Origin of the sequence: Peredibacter sp. HCB2-198 (assembly GCF_045999315.1) — a bacterium.
GTDB lineage: Bacteria > Bdellovibrionota > Bacteriovoracia > Bacteriovoracales > Bacteriovoracaceae > Peredibacter.
In genome coordinates, this window is sequence record NZ_CP174607.1 from 3,732,008 (window position 1) to 3,747,598 (window position 15,591).

The window sequence follows — 15,591 nt, forward strand, 5'->3', positions numbered from 1 at the left end:
GAAAATTTACGATAAGGGCCTTTTCTGATAGAGTGATGGTTCATATTTTCCTCTTTCCGATTGGAGATCCCCGCTATGGAACGCGAAACTGCCCCACAGACCGAGAATTTTTCTTTTTCCGAGGCCGAGAAAAAGATTCTGAAGTTCTGGCAGGAGAAACAGATTTTCAAAAAATCCCTCGAGAAAACGAAGAAAGGGAAAAACTATATTTTTTACGATGGTCCTCCATTTGCAACTGGTCTACCTCACCACGGTCACATCGTTGCCTCAACGTTGAAAGACGTGGTTCCTCGTTACTTTACGATGAAAGGTTTCTACGTTGATCGTCGTTTCGGTTGGGACTGTCACGGTCTTCCCATTGAGCAAGAAATCGACAAGAAATTTAATACATCAGCATCCGACTACGTTGCCCTTCACGGTGTAAAAAAATACAACGATGAATGTCGTGGAATCGTGGATCGTTATGTAAACGAATGGGAAAAAACCATTGGCCGTCTTGGCCGTTGGGTAGATTTCCAAAACGATTACAAAACGATGGACCTGCCCTTCATGGAATCAGTGTGGTGGGTCTTCAAAGAAATCTGGGACAAGGGTCTGATCTACCAAGGTAACAAGATCGTTCCTTACTCGCCTGCTCTTCAAACAGCTCTTTCTAACTTTGAGGCCGGCCAAAACTATCAAGACATCCAGGATCCTGCGGTGACAGTATTGGTTCGTTCAAAAGACGATGCCAATACATACTTCGCTATCTGGACAACAACTCCTTGGACACTTCCAAGTAACTTGTCACTTGCCGTGAATCCAGAGATTGAATACGTAAAAGTTAAAGATCTTGATAAGAACATCTTCATCATCATGGCGAAGGCCCGTCTTGAAGCTTACAAGAAAAACTTCAAATACGAAGAAGTTGAAACTTATAAGGGCGCCGACCTTAAAGGTAAAAAATACGAGCCACTGTTCCCATACTTCGCAAATCTTGCGAACGATGGTTACTTTGTGATTCTTGCTGATGATTATGTAACAACAACTGATGGTACAGGTATCGTTCACCAGGCCCCAGGCTTTGGTGAAGACGATAACCGTGTGATGAAAGAAGCGGGCCTTACTGAAGTGATCGTTCCGATGAATGCTTCAGGTCAGTTCGACTCATCTGTTAAAGACTACGCCGGCATGTACTTTAAAGATGCTGATAAAGAGATCATCAAAAATCTTAAAGATCGTGGACAACTTTTTGTTCAATCAACTCTCGTGCACAGCTATCCGATGTGTTACCGCACAGATACTCCGCTGATGTATCGTGCTATGCCACAGTGGTATCTTGCAGTTGAGAAGATCAAAGAAAAAATGCTTAAAGCAAACTCTGAGATCACTTGGGTTCCTGAGAACATCAAAGAAGGTCGTTTCGGTAAGTGGCTTGAAAACGCTCGTGATTGGGCGATCTCTCGTACACGTGTATGGGGAACTCCGCTTCCGATCTGGATCAACGATAAGACTGGCAACGCCATCTGTATGGGGTCAATTGCTGATCTTAAAAAATACACCGGCAAAGATGTAACAGATCTTCACCGTGAGTACGTTGATGATCTGGACTTCACAGTTTCTGGTGAAGAAGGCACTTATAAGCGTATCCCTGAAGTTCTAGACTGCTGGTTCGAGTCTGGTTCAATGCCATACGCTCAGCTTCACTATCCATTTGAAAATAAAGACGTGTTCAAAGATGGCTTCCCTGCGGAATTCATCGCTGAAGGTCTCGATCAAACTCGTGGTTGGTTCTATACACTTACAGTTTTATCTTCTGCTCTATTTGATAAGCCCGCTTTCAAAAACGTAATCGTCAACGGTCTCGTTCTTGCGAAAGACGGCAAGAAGATGAGTAAGCGTCTTCGTAACTACACCCCACCTGATGAACTGATGGAGACATTCGGTGCGGACGCACTTCGTCTGTTCCTCATTAACTCAGGGCTCGTTCGTGCAGAAGAACTTCGTTTCACAGACGAAGGTGTTAAAGAGATGGTAAGACGTGTGCTTCTACCATGGTTTAACTCTTTCAAGTTCTTCTCTACTTACGCTTCAGTTGATGGCTGGAAAGTTGAAACTGCCGCTAAAGCTTCTGACAATATCCTTGATAAGTGGCTTCTTTCAAAACAACAAACTCTTGTTAAGAACGTGAACCACGAGATGCAGAACTACCGCCTTTATAACGTAGTTCCTGAGCTTTTTAACTTCATTGAAGATCTAACAAACTGGTACATCCGTCTGAATCGTCGCCGTTTCTGGGAAGAAGGTATGACTGCTGACAAAAACGCAGCTTACACAACACTTTATACGGCCCTAGAAACTGTATCTCGTTTGATGGCACCATTCACTCCGTTCCTAGCTGACTACATCTACCAGGAACTTAAAACGTTTGGTGGTAAGACTGAAGAATCAGTTCACCTTCTTTCATACCCTGAGGAGCAAACAGGTCTTATCAACTCGACTCTTGAGACTGCAGTTGATCGCATGCAACAGGTGATCCTCCTGGGACGCCAGAAGCGTGTGACTGAAGGTGTGAAAGTTAAAACTCCACTTAAGACTCTTAAAGTTGTTCACCAAGACAAATCACTTCTGGATGAAATGAAGAAGCTTGAGGAGTACATCAAGATCGAGCTTAACGTGAAAAACATTGAGTACATGACAAATGAAGCGGATTTCGTTGTTCTTTCGGCCAAGCCAAATCTTCCAGTACTTGGTAAGAAGCTTGGTAAAGAAATGGGTGCTTTCAAGGCACTTATCGAAAAACTTCCATCTGCAGACGTTCAAAAGATCGAAGCTGGTGGTAAAGTAACTCTGAATAACGTCGATTTTGATTCAAACGAAATCCTCGTTTTCCGCGCTCCTAAGGCCGGCACACAAGCGGTTACAAACCGTTTCATCACTATTGATCTTGAGTGCACACTTGACCAGGATCTGATTGATGAAGGTCTTGCTCGTGAAATGGTTAACCGTATTCAGAAGACACGTAAGGACTCAAACTTCAACGTGGCAGACAGAATCGAAGTGACTGTTCACTGTAATGCTGAACTCGCGAAAGTCTTTAACAAGTACCAGAACTATATCTCGTCTGAGACGCTGATGGTGAAAGGTGCTGTTTCTGACTCTAAGATTCCGGGAGCTGTCGTTCACGAAATTGATGAAGACACTTTTGAAGTTTCTGCTAAAAAAGCTTAATTCCTAAGGGGACCTTCGGGTCCCCTTTTTTTACCGACTCTTCCAGTTATTATTCTGACAAAGATGATTGGCCGTCCCACCCGCGTTAACGTAGCAAACACCACCTGTCGAAATACAATCAGTCGAGCGCGGGCAGTATCCTGAAATATACCTGCTGTTGAGAAGAGATTGGACGAGATATCCCTTACTCGTTTTAAGAGGCGCTTTGAATTCGCTTCTGAGAGTCCAGTTGGAGTTGATACAAATGTGATTTGCAGTTCCGCCACCGTCCATATAGCATGATCCTGAAGCGCTTACACAGTGGCCTCTAGAAGGACACACCCCATAGTACCCTTTGTTGCTTTGAATTGACTGAACAACATATTCATTCGTCGTTACATTTGAAGAAGTTCTAAGACGTCTGTTGTCCGCATTGGCAGGAGCTTTGGTTTTACAGGCGGAATTTGAATTTTGAAAGTTTGGCCGAACATAGTAATGGAACAACCCACTACCTCGATAAACGTTTGAGTACATTTTCGAGCCCCACGAAGGGCATTCCGGAACTTTTTTAGTGCAATCAGAACTCTCTGAGGCCTCACAGTACCACTCTGAATAGGCATAGGCACCGGCAGAATCGAATTCATTTTTTGTAATCACATTAAAGTTACTATAGTCACGGATCCTCAGAGGATCACCAGGTTGTTTTCGAAAGCTATTTCCTTCAAACGTATTTTCATGAGATAAATGTGCCACATAAACCGAATGTAAAAGTTCAGGTCGAGAATAATTCTCAACATTACTGAAGACGTTCCCCTTCACTTCATTTTTTCGTGAGTTAACAAATCGTACGACAGCATAGGCCGGTAAGCTCTTATCAACGTGATACTTACTTCCAATTTTATCAAACAAACAATAGAGGATCTTATTGTTACTATTGAACCCCGCTTTTTCGTCATCACGATTACCATTGAAACTAATCGCTTCTGCATAATAACGAATCGCCAGATATTCAAAGCTTAAATTTGTGGCCTTACCATTAGTCCCCTTCAGGATAAAGAATGAACGTTGATTCGCCAGACTCGCTGTCGAACTACTTCGACCATCAAAGACGGCCTTGTTGGTGGCAGAGGTCGAGTAAATCCTAATTTGATAAAGAGGATGAGTCGCGGTCCAGGTGACTGTTTGGTTATAGTAAACTCCTGGGGCCAACTGGATATTAACATTCGATGGAGATTTCTTGAAATGAGCGGCGACCAACTCATGAGCGCGCTTGAGTGTTAAAACAGCTTTAGCGGCCGAAAGACCATCCTGAGTATCAACACCTTTGGGTGAAAGATAGATATTTAAAGTGCTTGATGAAAAAGAATGAAAGGAAAAGGTAAGAAGAAAAATTAAGACGAACGTACTCCCAAAAATCTTAGAGCATCCCATGTAGTCCCCTCTTCACAGATTGAAACAACTTATCGGCTATACAAGTAAAACTCTTTACCTTTTGGCAAACTTAAAAAAAGGGCCCGTGAGGGCCCTTTCATTCTATTTTTTCTTCATATTTTTTGTGCCCCATTTATAATTGAACACCAGACTAAACTGTCGGCCGGCCGTTAGTTCTTCTTTCTCGTTATATTTATTAACCATTCCATACTCAGCACCGATATTGAGATTTGAAATTCGCTTGAAATTCATACAGCTAATACCCGCTGTCCAGCCATCAACACTTCTCACATCACCCCAGGTAAATTCACCATCCGGTCCCAGGTCATTGGTCTCAAAGTAATGTTTGTTACCATACACTTCCCAGTCACAGGACTTCGTCTCAAAACCTCTGAAAGCAACTTCTACTCCATAAGCACCGGATTCAACCTGAGGCGCGTGGCGACCATTTCCGTTATTGATCTGGTTTCTCACGAAGGTTGATTGGAAAACACGAATCTCGGCGTCCCCTTTGCCGGTTTTGAGTAAGTAACCCAGATAGGCCGTCATATCGTCCTGGCTGCGTTTTTCTCCTGCAAAACTTCCTGTCTCTCCGCTACTACCGGTAACACCAACATAAAGATCATGACGTTCTAAATATGGTGAGAGATTTTCAAAAACTCTTTTAAGCCCATTAGCGACATGAAGCTCGACTGTCCCTGCATATGAGGGATAAGAATTTGCCCGTGAATCGGAAGGTGTCACACTACTCTGACCTTTAATCCCATCACCATCAATCACGCTAAATGAGGCCAGGATAATCCGGTCTAATTCATCTTTAAGTTCGTAATTCGCCTGAATACCTTTATCGTAACGAACAATGAGTCCATAAGGAGCGGTCATATAGTATCGGCTCGGTTTTCCCGGAAGAGGATTTAAACCATTGGTCTCAAAACTACCTGCTAGTAGAGTCAAGTCCTGAGAGTCAGTCAGCTCAATGCCCGCACCGATCTTGGCCAAGAGCCAAGGGCGATCCGCCATACCATCGGCCCTGAAGCGGTCAGTATTATGAAAGTTTTGCTCACCTTTCTCCTGATAATGAAGCACTTCTTCTTTTGGAATGACACTGACATCGATAAAGATCACTTTCAGATGTTCAAGATCAAGATCCTTAGATAGCTGGCCATCAAACTGAAAGACAGAATCGCCCATTGAGGTTTCATTTCCTCCACCACGGCGGAAGTCATTACCTAATACACCAGCAACGTGACCTGAAACAGAAGCATTGATACAAACACCATTAGTGTAGATCCCACCTCTGTAATTACACTCCTGAACATTTAAATCAGGGCCAGCAAACGAAATCGTTGAGGCAAGTAACAAGGAAGAAGCGATAAGAGAATTTTTAATCAGCATAGTTTTTATCCTGTTGGGGTTTTACTTGCCCTTAGGATAAAGACTTTTCATATCGAAGTGAGAGGGCCCTGTAACAGTTTTACTTACTATGTAGAGAGTATAAACAGTGGGATTCTTAAGAGTGACTTGGGGAAAAATTGATGAGTGTTATCTTTATATGAGAATAAAGCAGCAGGGCCTAAGACTGGCCCTGCAATAAGATTTCTTAAACGCTCATGTGTGGTTAGATTTTTCTGTAATCAGTACAAACATCTTCCCAACCGCAAGTCGTTGTCGTTGTCTGGTAGTATTCGCTGTAAGTAGAGTTACACTCCCACTGCTCTTCCCATTCAACACACTCGTGATTTGCGCTCCACCAAACCAAGTAACCAATCAGGGCAATCACACCTGCACCAATGAGAACCATCTCTACGTTACCGTTCCAACTAGCACCTTGGCCGTAAAACTCTTTTGAATTCTCCCTTAAAAGAGTCGCCAATTCTGCAGACGAATTTGCTTGTCCTAAAAGAGTCATTTTTAGTTTAAGGGCCTCCAGGGCCTTGTGGTTTTTCATTTTACTTTCAGCGAGGGCAAGGATGGATTCTTTTGAAGCTTCGCCACTGGCAATGGCGGCACTGATTTTTTCAAAGAAGGCCTTTGTTTCTCTTTCCTGGAAGGCCTGGTCTTTTTGGTCCCACTCTACTGTCATCGTATACTGATATTCATCGAGCTGACGTTCAAGTTCACCTACGGTTCCGCTGGCAGCGAGCACATTAAAAGTCAGGCATAGAGATAGCAATACTGATAGTAGCTTCATGTGAAATCCTCCCTGGATTGTTTCGTACAACAAGAAATATAATTTGGGAGAACCAATGAAAAGATGGAAAATGCGATGTAATTATTTGCTAATTTTTAGGTGTCACACTGGCACTAACGTTTCATCGCCACTCCTAAATATGATATCATTCTGCTACCAGTAAGAGTGAACCGCATCTTCTCCGGAACAACTCCGGTGAATAAAGATTTGAGACTTATTGAGGAAAAAACGGGCCGCAATCCTGTCATTTGCAACACTCTCATCCCCGCAGAATGACAGAACTTTTCTAGTTCTTGGGGTCTGATAAAAAGCCTTAACACATGCATGTTTTTTGGGGTGTTCTTAACCAACCACTCCACAAATTTAATCACCACGAGCCAGCTCAAAGGGTTGCGATTGAACGTGTGAAAAAAGAACAGACCTCCGGGCCTTAGAACGCGCGCAAACTCTTTAATGACCTTATCTGGATGTTCCACATGCTCCAAAAAGTCCATGGCCGTCACAGCATCAAAACTGTTATCCGGGTAAGGAAGATGAAAAGCATCTGCCACTTCGTATTTCACCGAGTGAGTTGCATCATAGGCCTCAGCGACTTTTAAACTCTCCCGAGAAAGATCAACTCCAGTAACTCTGAATCCGACCCGGGCCAGTTCATTACTTAAAAATCCTCCTCCACAACCAATATCTAACACCTTCGCATCGGCCGCGAGATGAGTATTTAAATGCTGAACGATCCAGGGAAACTTCACTTTATTTTCTGCTCGCAGAAGCGCAATCGGATCATCATAGGCCGTGTACCAACGATCCCCATAGGTCTCATAGAAAGAATTATTTACTTCGCTTGCTTCCATGGGATACTCCAGCGCAAAATTTGATAAAGCATAAAGAACCCAACCACCAGCGGTTGATAACAAATAAATTGATCCTCCGGATAATTGATCCAGATAATGCCCGAGCACATAAAGATTAAAGGATGAAGAATAAAAAGAAGTGAATGGAGCCAGTTTTCAAATCCATTACACTCTCTCGCATGAACAAATTCATCTTTCGTAATAAACAAGCACGAAAAGACCGCGAGGATGACATAGACTGTGAGATTTTCATGAGAGAAATCTTTAATTGCGATGAATGAAAGCGGAACAAATATCGTAAAAGTATCAAGCGGATGTCCTAATCTCTCCCAAATCCCAAGCCCTCTTTGGTAGTGCATTTTTTCATCAATGACCATAAGTAGGCCCTGAATAAGAAACGGCACATACAAGATCCTCATAAATTCACCTCAAAAACCGAGCCAAAGATCGTGAGTCCTGGCCCGAAGGCCAAGCTCAACACTTTTCGTCCATTTGCTGGTTTCGAATCTAAGATCTCCTTCCACACGTGAGGCAAAGTTGCTGATGACATATTCCCACGCTCAAACAAGACCTTCTTACTTTTTTCAACCTGCTCTTCACTAAGTTCAAGTTTCTTCTGGACCGCCTCAATGATCTTTGGTCCACCAGGATGAATCGCAAAAATACCGTTCTTTAAAACTTCGTGGGTATTCACTCCGGCCTTTTTACATAAGCTAGAGACGAATCCCGGGATGGCGTCCCTGATTTTAAAAGGAACTTCTTTTGAGAGAGTCATCATCATGCCATTTGAACCAGGAACCCAAGTCATATCATTTAAACTTTCAGGGAGAAGTTTTTCCAGGATTCCCAGGACCTTCAATGATGGGCCAATTTTATTCTCTGAAATAGAATATTTAATATGCCCATCCGCAAATAATGTCTGAACCACCATTTGCTCGGGAGTATGAAGAGAGGCATCGAGATGAAGACTGCACATCTCTGTATGAACAACATCCACGTTCTCATGATCATGAGATAAGGCCCCTGCCATTCTCACCGCCGGCAATGAAGCATAACAACCCATATGATAAGCATGAGTGATATTAGGTGATGATTCTTTATGACTAAAATAGATCTGGGGAGGACTCGGAGAAACATATCCAGTACAAGTAACATGGATCAAGTGATGAGGAACATGTGTCTGATAAAGCCCTTCAAAGACTCGTTGGACCTTTTTTCCGAAGTAATGATTTCTTTCTTCAATACTCGCTCCGTTCGGAGAGCCCGAGTTGATTTGATAAATCTGATGGCGCTCCCATTCAAAATCCACTTCTCCGCAATCAAAGTAGCGCTCACGTATATGAGATTCTGTAAGAGTAAAGTGCCTCAAGCGGTCTTTGAATTTTGGAGATGGATCATCCGCAGAACGGGCATGGGACTCCAATGTCCAATCCACAATTCTTTTTTGGGGTAGATGATGTTCCGGTAACACGGACGCAAAAGAATGGATAAAGAAGTTCTTTCCCATAAGGAAATTTAACATGTTTTCTCGAAGGCTTAACGACACATCCCCCCTCAATAACAGGGTTAGGAGAACTGTCTAAAATTTAACCAAAATCAGCTTTTTAAATTTTTTTAGAGAGAGCGTCGAGAAAACCTTAGTAATTCAAGGAGTGAATTGTGGATTGGAAAGATTTTTTCAAACTCACGGTTATAAAGGACGACCCCTCAGGAAGCCATCCTTACTTTCATTCTGAACTTAAGGTCTCGGAAAATTTCTCTATGGAGGAACTCTTAATCAGAGAGTTTGATCATCTAAATCTTCCTGATCATGAAAAAAAATATCTCACACTCAACCATCGAAAAATTCTTTTACGTGGTCACTATTTTAACTGTGCTGAGTTTGAACGAATTGCTCAGAACTTTATAGAACGTCTGGCCCATGAAAAAGATCAGGAACTCATCTTCTCCACCACTGGTGGCGGGGTCTATCTTTTCATGGCACTTTTAAAGTCACCTCAGGTCTTAAGAGAAAAGAAACTTATTTGCTACACTTCTGAGATGCCTCTCTTAGGGACTCGAATTGAAAATCAGGATCCTAATCTCACTTTTATTCACAAAAAAGATGCTCCAAGCTTCTTCAAGCATCTTCCCAGCTTGTGGCAAAATTCTCTCTAGGGCATAATGGGAGCATGCGATTCTGTCTTGTATTGATGCTGATTTTTTCCACACCTGTCTTTGCCCAAAAAACTTTGGGCCCTGAAACATTTCAGGCCCACGTACGACCAGTTCTAAATGGGATCCTGGGTGACTTCTATCAGATGATCACTCTCTTTCCAGATTTTCCGAAAGAAATCGTTCCTCTCATTCAAGAAATGGACACTCTTACTTCTGATAAAGAACATATGCTGGCCGACTGTCCCCGCGTTCTATCAAAAAAGTGTGCCACGAGTATAAAATCCATTCGCCAAAAACTTCAAACCATCCGTGGTCTCTCACTCAAACTCCAAGATCAAATGAAAATGTCCCATTCGATTCACTTGAGTTCAGTTTCAGGTCTTCGTTTGGTCAATCAGTTTGACTTAGAACTGGAGAACATTAAGGGTTATCTGGACAATGCCTCTTTCCTGGAAACGGCAGCGATTCCACAGAAGCGCGAAACTTATTATGTGATTAAGCAACTGGATGAGCTGAATACCTATCTTTCGCTCGCTCTAGTGGAGTTCATTCCGTTTACTTACAAAGTGGACTTCAGGCATTTTTATACAAACTTCGTTCAGCCGATTCAGCTTCAGATTTCGAAGGGCAAGAACTATGAGTTTTTGAACAGGAATGTGAACTCGTTGAATTTTGCGATTAATCTCTTGAATATGAATCTCACCAAGAGAAATAAGAAAACACCGGATGGGATGGGACCTTACTTAGCGGTGATTCACAATAGATGGAATAGTTTACTTAGATACTACTTCTAGAAATAAAAAAGCCCTCTTTCGAGGGCTTCTTTTTTAAGATTAGTACTTAGAACGAGTACGACCGCGAACGTCAGTCTTACGACGACGCTTATCAGCGTTCTCTAGCTTTTCTTTCATCTTAACAGAAGGCTTTTTGTACTCTGAACGAGCGCGATATTCCTTCACGATTCCGTAAGCATCACAAAGACGCTTAAACTTTTTAATCGCTTTTTCCGCTGGAAATCTGTCATCAATTGTAATTGAAATTGTAGACATGCTCATTACACCCCCTTCTGCATGACACTGGAAAGCCGAAACAGCTTTTTTTCAAAGAGTCGCTTCCGACCCGAGCAAAAAGATAACCCTTTCGGCCACATACGTCAATCAAAGACACTGTGCAACATGTAATTTATTTGATAGAAAGAACCATGCAATTAGATGCTTTTGACCTCAATTCCTCTCATGAGCAGCCTTTGGCCGCTAAATTACGTCCAAAAACACTGGAAGATTTCTTCGGTCAGGCAAAAATCCGTCCTCAATTAGAGAAATTGGTCTCCCATCCCCGCCATGTGATTTTCTGGGGCCCACCGGGCACTGGTAAAACCACCCTGGCCAATATTATCTCGGCCCAGATCGGCCGCGATCTCACGGTTTTTAGTGCCGTGACCAGTGGGATTCCGGAGCTCAAACGAATCATTCAAGAAATGCTCGATCGTCGTCGTGAGTTTGGAAAAGAAAGCATTCTTTTTATCGACGAGATTCATCGCTTTAATAAGTCTCAACAGGACGCTCTTCTTCCTTATCTGGAGAATGGTGATTTCTTATTCATTGGTGCCACCACGGAGTATCCTCATACGAGTTTAAACAAGGCCCTCATCTCTCGTGTTTCACTTATTGAATTGAAACAACTTCAAGTTGATGACCTGACTAATATTCTTAGTCGAGGTGTAGAAGATCTAAAACGTCCTGAGCTTCAAGACTATGTAGAAGATCTGGCCAAGCTTTCAAATGGTGACGCTCGTTTTGCTCTTAATCAGCTAGCGCGTTTGGCCGCCTTTAATGAAAAAGAATTAGAAAACAAAGAACATGTTTTAAAAGAACTCTTTGAACATGCTCGCCAATATGATCGAAATGCCAACCGTCACTATGATGTGATTTCGGCCTTCATTAAATCTATCCGTGGTTCTGATCCGGATGCGGCCCTTCTCTATCTCGCTATTATGCTTGATGGTGGTGAAGATCCAGAATTTATCGCGAGACGCTTAATGATTCTTGCTAGTGAAGATGTGGGTCTGGCGAATTCTCAAGCGCTACAAGTAACGGCCAATGCTCACTATGTGGTAAAACACATTGGGATGCCAGAAGCTCGTATCACTCTTGCTCATGCCACAACTTTTATGGCCCTCTCTCCTAAGTCGAATTCTGCTTATAAGGCAGTCGATGCGGCCCTTGGTTTCGTTCAGGAAAATCCTACGATCGAAGTTCCGGGACATCTTTCAAATGTGTCTCCAGAGAAGAAAAACTATAAGTACCCTCATGCTTATCCAGGTAACTGGACCGAGCAGCGCTATCTTCCAAAAGAGGCCAATGTCCAGTTCTACAAACCAGGCACCAATGGTTCAGAAAAGATGATGGTTGAGAACTGGAAGCACATAACAAAACGTTAACAGTAAATTCGGTCACTTCCTCCCTAAACCTCGTCAGTTATGTCTTCCATAACAATCCTTTTTGGTAAAAGGCCCCCATCATCGGGGGTCATGGAAGCCTTCAGGTCACTCTCCTTCTGCAAACAGACAGACAATTTTTTTAAAACTAAATAATTGAACTTAATGAATTTGAGTCACTGTGAGTAAAATAAAGTACGACCTGAAGAAGGTAATTTTTGGTGCTAATAGCTAAGTACCTATGAGAGATCAACATGCTTTACTCAAAAGAACGCCATACTGAAATTACTTCAGTCCCTTGGAACGCGGACCAGGTGATGGATTTTTCTTCTAGCATAATGAATGAGGCCGAAAAGCTATTGGCAACTTCATCACCGTTACCTCCTCATCCACTCGATACGAATGACTTTTCCCAACCGCTCTCAACTATGTATTATGGAGTTGAAGGCGTCGCATGGGGACTTCAGCACTGGGGCCAAAAGACAAAAACAAAACTTTCTTTCAATCCGATTGAGATTTTCGAGAGCAGAATCCAGCAACATCCTGAACCGGATGATGTTTCATACTTTTTTGGGAAGACAGGGATTCGGCTCGCCATTCAGGCCACTCAACCATCTGAAAAAAACCTCAAAAACTTATGTCATGATCTGGATTCACTTCAAAATGTTGAGACCAATGAAATGATGGCCGGTGCACCCGGTGCTTTAATTGCGGCTCAACTTCTTTGGGAAATGAATAAAGAAAGTTCTCCAGAGAGGATTTGTCTCCTCATACCCAAGGTCTTAGGGGCACGAAACGACAATGACTCATTAAAACTTCCTATCTGGACCCAGAATTATGTGGGCCAATCTAGCATTTACATTGGTGCAGCCCATGGGGCAGTCGGAAATATCTTCTCTCTATTGCGTGCCTCCATCCACATGAATAAAACGGACCTCCAAAGCATCCGTGAATACGCCATCTCTCTTTTAAAACGAACCGCTCTAGAAAATGAAACTGAGGTCAACTGGCCCATCCTTTACTCAAATAATAATAAGGAGCCACTGGTTCATTGGTGTCATGGGGCCACAGGAGTTGTCATGCAGCTTGCGACCCTACTCCCAATTGGTATCGATTCAAAATTTGATGAACTCATGATTAAGGCCGGCAATCTCATTTGGAAGGCGGGCCCTCTTAAAAAAGGGGCCAATCTTTGTCATGGAACTAGTGGAAGTGGAGCCGCCTTATTAAAGCTTTTCGAAAGAACTGGAGATGAAATATGGCTTCAAAGAGCGCGTACATTGGCAATGGCCACTCTAAAACAAATTGAAGAAGACCGAGAAACTTACAAGCAACCACGCTACTCACTTTGGACCGGTGATATTGGTGCAGTTCTGTTTTTACAGGCTTGTACAACTGGGAGATTTTTCACTCCAATGTTAGACGTGATTTAACTGTCTAATCTTTTTACACCCCTTGTAATCCTTTCCTGAGGCACCCAGCTCGCCTCATGGCCTGATACAATAAGGAAAATTACATCAGGAGTTCCACATGAAGATCTTATCTCTTATGGTACTAGGTTTATCACTTGTTTCAGTCGCTCATGCGAAAGACGCAAAGTTTGAAGACTTCGTAGGTAAATATGAGGCACAAAGATCTGAGCAGAGTTTTCGATGTGAAGGCACAATGGAAATTAAGCTGAACAAAAAATGTAAGGGCATCACTCAAATCACCATCAAAGAAAATGGTCAGAAAATCGTTCATGAATTCTGTAAAGGTACAGAAACTAAAACAGAAAAGGAATCTGCTGGTCACGGCATATTCTCTTCAATTGATCGCACAAAAATTAGAACTGAAATTGAAGGTAACGTCATCACACAAACTGAAACAGTAACTAGTGTAACAATCATGGGCCCGATTAAACTTGGACCTTATATCAACCGTCTTACACTTAATAACGACGGTTCAATCACTGACGAGTTCTTTTCCAGCTCACTCTCTGAAGCGGGCGAAAATGAGGACGGCACAAGCCTGCAATCAAAGTGTATTTATCAAAAGCAATAATTAATTAAGTAACTCACTTCAATACGGGGCATTCTGACATGCCCCGTTTTTGTTTCCCCTTTAAATTTCACTACACACTGGTCTCCCTTTTGCATCCTTAAGAGACAACTCTAAGGAGGATCCTTATGGGACAACAAGAGCTAAAAAGAAGACCGGAAGAAAAACACTCTACTCAGATTATAAGTATGATCGTGGGTGTTCTCTTGTGTATTCTCGGACTGGCCGGGCTTCTTAATCAGTCATTTGCAGGGCTTCACTTGGGTGCTCCCTATAGCACCATCATTGCGGCCTCAGGAGCATTATTACTTTATTATGGTTACAACAATAATAGTCGAGATGCCTTTGTTTGTTGTCTGGGCTTTGCTATTTTCTATGGTCTTCATGCCATTGCAGGATGGGTCTTTGGTACACCAGGGATGCCAGCAGTCGGCTATGAGAAACCGGACCCGGATTTAATTCGAATCATCCCTAGAGTTCATGAACTAGGAAAACACGATCACGTCTTGAATACCATTTTGGCATTGGCACTTGCTGGTGGTGCAATTGACTGGTGGAGACGTAAGAAATCGCAAAAAGGAATTATGCGTGTTATTCGGGAATTCATCGACGACCATCGAGAGAAATCCGAACACAATCGCCCTATTCGTCACTAACAAAAAGGGGCCCAGATCAGACTGGGCCCTTTCTTCTTTACTGAAAATTGTAAAATGCCATGAAAGTTAAAGTATGAACTTTAGTCTTATAAAAGAAATCGTTAAGACCGTGCTGATAACTAATGTCGATGTCCCATAGTTTGGCCGGAGTAATTGACATCCCAAGAGTGGCATTACTTACAAATGACTTCGCCTCTTTTTCAAGAGAGCAAGTATCGAAGTCACCATCTACTGTACAATAGTCATTGATTTTGAAGTCAGCGCTATAACCACCAAAAACGGCGAAGTTATCATTGAATTGATACTGAAGATTAACAGGCACCGCTGCTGAAATAACTTTGATATGAATCTCACCTTTAAGACCAGATTCTTTAATTTCAAAGCCTGCGGCCTTTTCTTGAATGAAAGCACCAGTACGGATTCCCCAGTAATCATTTAGCTTAATCGTGGCCTTTGGACCAAATACCAGGGTTCCACTGACTTCTTCATTTACCGATTCACCTAAATCCAAATCGGTATCAACAAAGTTCGCATGGACACCACCACCAAGAGAAATTTTATTCTCTAGAGCGAAAACAGAACTAGAACATAAAAGAACAGCAGCAAATAACAATGAACGCATGTTAATCCTTTCTTAAC

Annotated in this window: 15 protein-coding genes; 7 read left to right on the forward strand and 8 right to left on the reverse strand. The window is 42.6% G+C overall.

The genetic code is table 11. The annotated features are described in order from the left end of the window. Positions 1-75 precede the first annotated feature (75 nt). Complete coding sequence (gene ileS, locus ACJVC5_RS18680) at positions 76-3,210, forward strand: isoleucine--tRNA ligase (protein WP_408097064.1); 3,135 nt, start codon at positions 76-78, stop codon at positions 3,208-3,210. Between the two features lie 30 nt (positions 3,211-3,240). Here the strand turns inward: ileS and ACJVC5_RS18685 are convergent, their stop codons facing one another. The 6 genes from ACJVC5_RS18685 to ACJVC5_RS18710 form a co-directional block, all read right to left on the reverse strand. Beyond that, entirely contained in the window at positions 3,241-4,620 is a 1,380-nt protein-coding gene (locus ACJVC5_RS18685; RefSeq protein ID WP_408097065.1) for a hypothetical protein, read from the reverse strand. A gap of 102 nt (positions 4,621-4,722) precedes the next feature. Continuing rightward, entirely contained in the window at positions 4,723-6,015 is a 1,293-nt protein-coding gene (locus ACJVC5_RS18690) for a hypothetical protein (protein WP_408097066.1), read from the reverse strand. A 223-nt stretch (positions 6,016-6,238) separates the two neighbouring features. Beyond that, entirely contained in the window at positions 6,239-6,811 is a 573-nt protein-coding gene (locus tag ACJVC5_RS18695; protein ID WP_408097067.1) for a hypothetical protein, read from the reverse strand. A 113-nt stretch (positions 6,812-6,924) separates the two neighbouring features. Further along, positions 6,925-7,662: a bifunctional 2-polyprenyl-6-hydroxyphenol methylase/3-demethylubiquinol 3-O-methyltransferase UbiG gene (ubiG, locus tag ACJVC5_RS18700; protein WP_408097068.1), complete on the reverse strand. Its 738-nt coding sequence runs from the start codon at positions 7,660-7,662 to the stop codon at positions 6,925-6,927. Beyond that, the gene (locus ACJVC5_RS18705) at positions 7,644-8,081 is read right to left on the reverse strand and encodes a hypothetical protein (protein WP_408097069.1); all 438 of its coding nucleotides are present in this window, start codon (positions 8,079-8,081) and stop codon (positions 7,644-7,646) included. Before ACJVC5_RS18705 ends, ubiG begins: the two co-directional genes overlap by 19 nt. Beyond that, on the reverse strand, positions 8,078-9,097 hold the full coding sequence (locus tag ACJVC5_RS18710) for a 3-oxoacyl-[acyl-carrier-protein] synthase III C-terminal domain-containing protein (RefSeq protein ID WP_408097070.1): 1,020 nt from the start codon (positions 9,095-9,097) through the stop codon (positions 8,078-8,080). The genes ACJVC5_RS18705 and ACJVC5_RS18710 overlap by 4 nt, the downstream gene beginning before the upstream one ends. 326 nt (positions 9,098-9,423) lie before the next feature. On the opposite strand from ACJVC5_RS18710, the gene ACJVC5_RS18715 reads away from it, so the two are divergent. Both ACJVC5_RS18715 and ACJVC5_RS18720 read left to right on the forward strand, forming a co-directional pair. Next, on the forward strand, positions 9,424-9,819 hold the full coding sequence (locus ACJVC5_RS18715; protein WP_408097071.1) for a hypothetical protein: 396 nt from the start codon (positions 9,424-9,426) through the stop codon (positions 9,817-9,819). A 14-nt stretch (positions 9,820-9,833) separates the two neighbouring features. Beyond that, the gene (locus tag ACJVC5_RS18720) at positions 9,834-10,613 is read left to right on the forward strand and encodes a hypothetical protein (RefSeq protein WP_408097072.1); all 780 of its coding nucleotides are present in this window, start codon (positions 9,834-9,836) and stop codon (positions 10,611-10,613) included. Between the two features lie 39 nt (positions 10,614-10,652). Here ACJVC5_RS18720 and rpsU read toward each other — a convergent pair whose 3' ends face one another. Then, positions 10,653-10,868: a 30S ribosomal protein S21 gene (gene rpsU / locus ACJVC5_RS18725; RefSeq protein ID WP_321400206.1), complete on the reverse strand. Its 216-nt coding sequence runs from the start codon at positions 10,866-10,868 to the stop codon at positions 10,653-10,655. Positions 10,869-11,020: 152 nt separating this feature from the next. Between rpsU and ACJVC5_RS18730 the strand changes: the two genes are divergently transcribed. From ACJVC5_RS18730 to ACJVC5_RS18745, 4 genes are all read left to right on the forward strand, one after another. Next, the gene (locus ACJVC5_RS18730) at positions 11,021-12,259 is read left to right on the forward strand and encodes a replication-associated recombination protein A (RefSeq protein ID WP_408097073.1); all 1,239 of its coding nucleotides are present in this window, start codon (positions 11,021-11,023) and stop codon (positions 12,257-12,259) included. Positions 12,260-12,510: 251 nt separating this feature from the next. Next, complete coding sequence (locus tag ACJVC5_RS18735) at positions 12,511-13,689, forward strand: lanthionine synthetase C family protein (RefSeq protein WP_408097074.1); 1,179 nt, start codon at positions 12,511-12,513, stop codon at positions 13,687-13,689. A 97-nt stretch (positions 13,690-13,786) separates the two neighbouring features. Further along, a complete protein-coding gene (locus ACJVC5_RS18740; RefSeq protein WP_408097075.1) occupies positions 13,787-14,299 on the forward strand; it encodes a hypothetical protein in 513 nt (170 codons plus the stop codon). Positions 14,300-14,424: 125 nt separating this feature from the next. Beyond that, complete coding sequence (locus tag ACJVC5_RS18745; protein WP_408097076.1) at positions 14,425-14,952, forward strand: hypothetical protein; 528 nt, start codon at positions 14,425-14,427, stop codon at positions 14,950-14,952. Positions 14,953-14,989: 37 nt separating this feature from the next. Here ACJVC5_RS18745 and ACJVC5_RS18750 read toward each other — a convergent pair whose 3' ends face one another. Then, the gene (locus ACJVC5_RS18750) at positions 14,990-15,574 is read right to left on the reverse strand and encodes an outer membrane beta-barrel protein (RefSeq protein ID WP_408097077.1); all 585 of its coding nucleotides are present in this window, start codon (positions 15,572-15,574) and stop codon (positions 14,990-14,992) included. Positions 15,575-15,591 lie beyond the last annotated feature (17 nt).

What these genes read in the sequence shown, in the direction of transcription:
- ACJVC5_RS18720 (WP_408097072.1), top strand. Translation starts at nt 9,834, where the DNA reads ATGCGATTCTGTCTTGTATTGATGCTGATTTTTTCCACACCTGTCTTT.
- ACJVC5_RS18730 (WP_408097073.1), top strand. Translation starts at nt 11,021, where the DNA reads ATGCAATTAGATGCTTTTGACCTCAATTCCTCTCATGAGCAGCCTTTG.
- ACJVC5_RS18715 (WP_408097071.1), top strand. Translation starts at nt 9,424, where the DNA reads ATGGAGGAACTCTTAATCAGAGAGTTTGATCATCTAAATCTTCCTGAT.
- ileS (WP_408097064.1), top strand. Translation starts at nt 76, where the DNA reads ATGGAACGCGAAACTGCCCCACAGACCGAGAATTTTTCTTTTTCCGAG.
- ubiG (WP_408097068.1), bottom strand. Translation starts at nt 7,662, where the DNA reads ATGGAAGCAAGCGAAGTAAATAATTCTTTCTATGAGACCTATGGGGAT.
- ACJVC5_RS18695 (WP_408097067.1), bottom strand. Translation starts at nt 6,811, where the DNA reads ATGAAGCTACTATCAGTATTGCTATCTCTATGCCTGACTTTTAATGTG.
- ACJVC5_RS18740 (WP_408097075.1), top strand. Translation starts at nt 13,787, where the DNA reads ATGAAGATCTTATCTCTTATGGTACTAGGTTTATCACTTGTTTCAGTC.
- ACJVC5_RS18745 (WP_408097076.1), top strand. Translation starts at nt 14,425, where the DNA reads ATGGGACAACAAGAGCTAAAAAGAAGACCGGAAGAAAAACACTCTACT.
- ACJVC5_RS18750 (WP_408097077.1), bottom strand. Translation starts at nt 15,574, where the DNA reads ATGCGTTCATTGTTATTTGCTGCTGTTCTTTTATGTTCTAGTTCTGTT.
- ACJVC5_RS18690 (WP_408097066.1), bottom strand. Translation starts at nt 6,015, where the DNA reads ATGCTGATTAAAAATTCTCTTATCGCTTCTTCCTTGTTACTTGCCTCA.
- ACJVC5_RS18685 (WP_408097065.1), bottom strand. Translation starts at nt 4,620, where the DNA reads ATGGGATGCTCTAAGATTTTTGGGAGTACGTTCGTCTTAATTTTTCTT.
- rpsU (WP_321400206.1), bottom strand. Translation starts at nt 10,868, where the DNA reads ATGTCTACAATTTCAATTACAATTGATGACAGATTTCCAGCGGAAAAA.
- ACJVC5_RS18705 (WP_408097069.1), bottom strand. Translation starts at nt 8,081, where the DNA reads ATGAGGATCTTGTATGTGCCGTTTCTTATTCAGGGCCTACTTATGGTC.
- ACJVC5_RS18735 (WP_408097074.1), top strand. Translation starts at nt 12,511, where the DNA reads ATGCTTTACTCAAAAGAACGCCATACTGAAATTACTTCAGTCCCTTGG.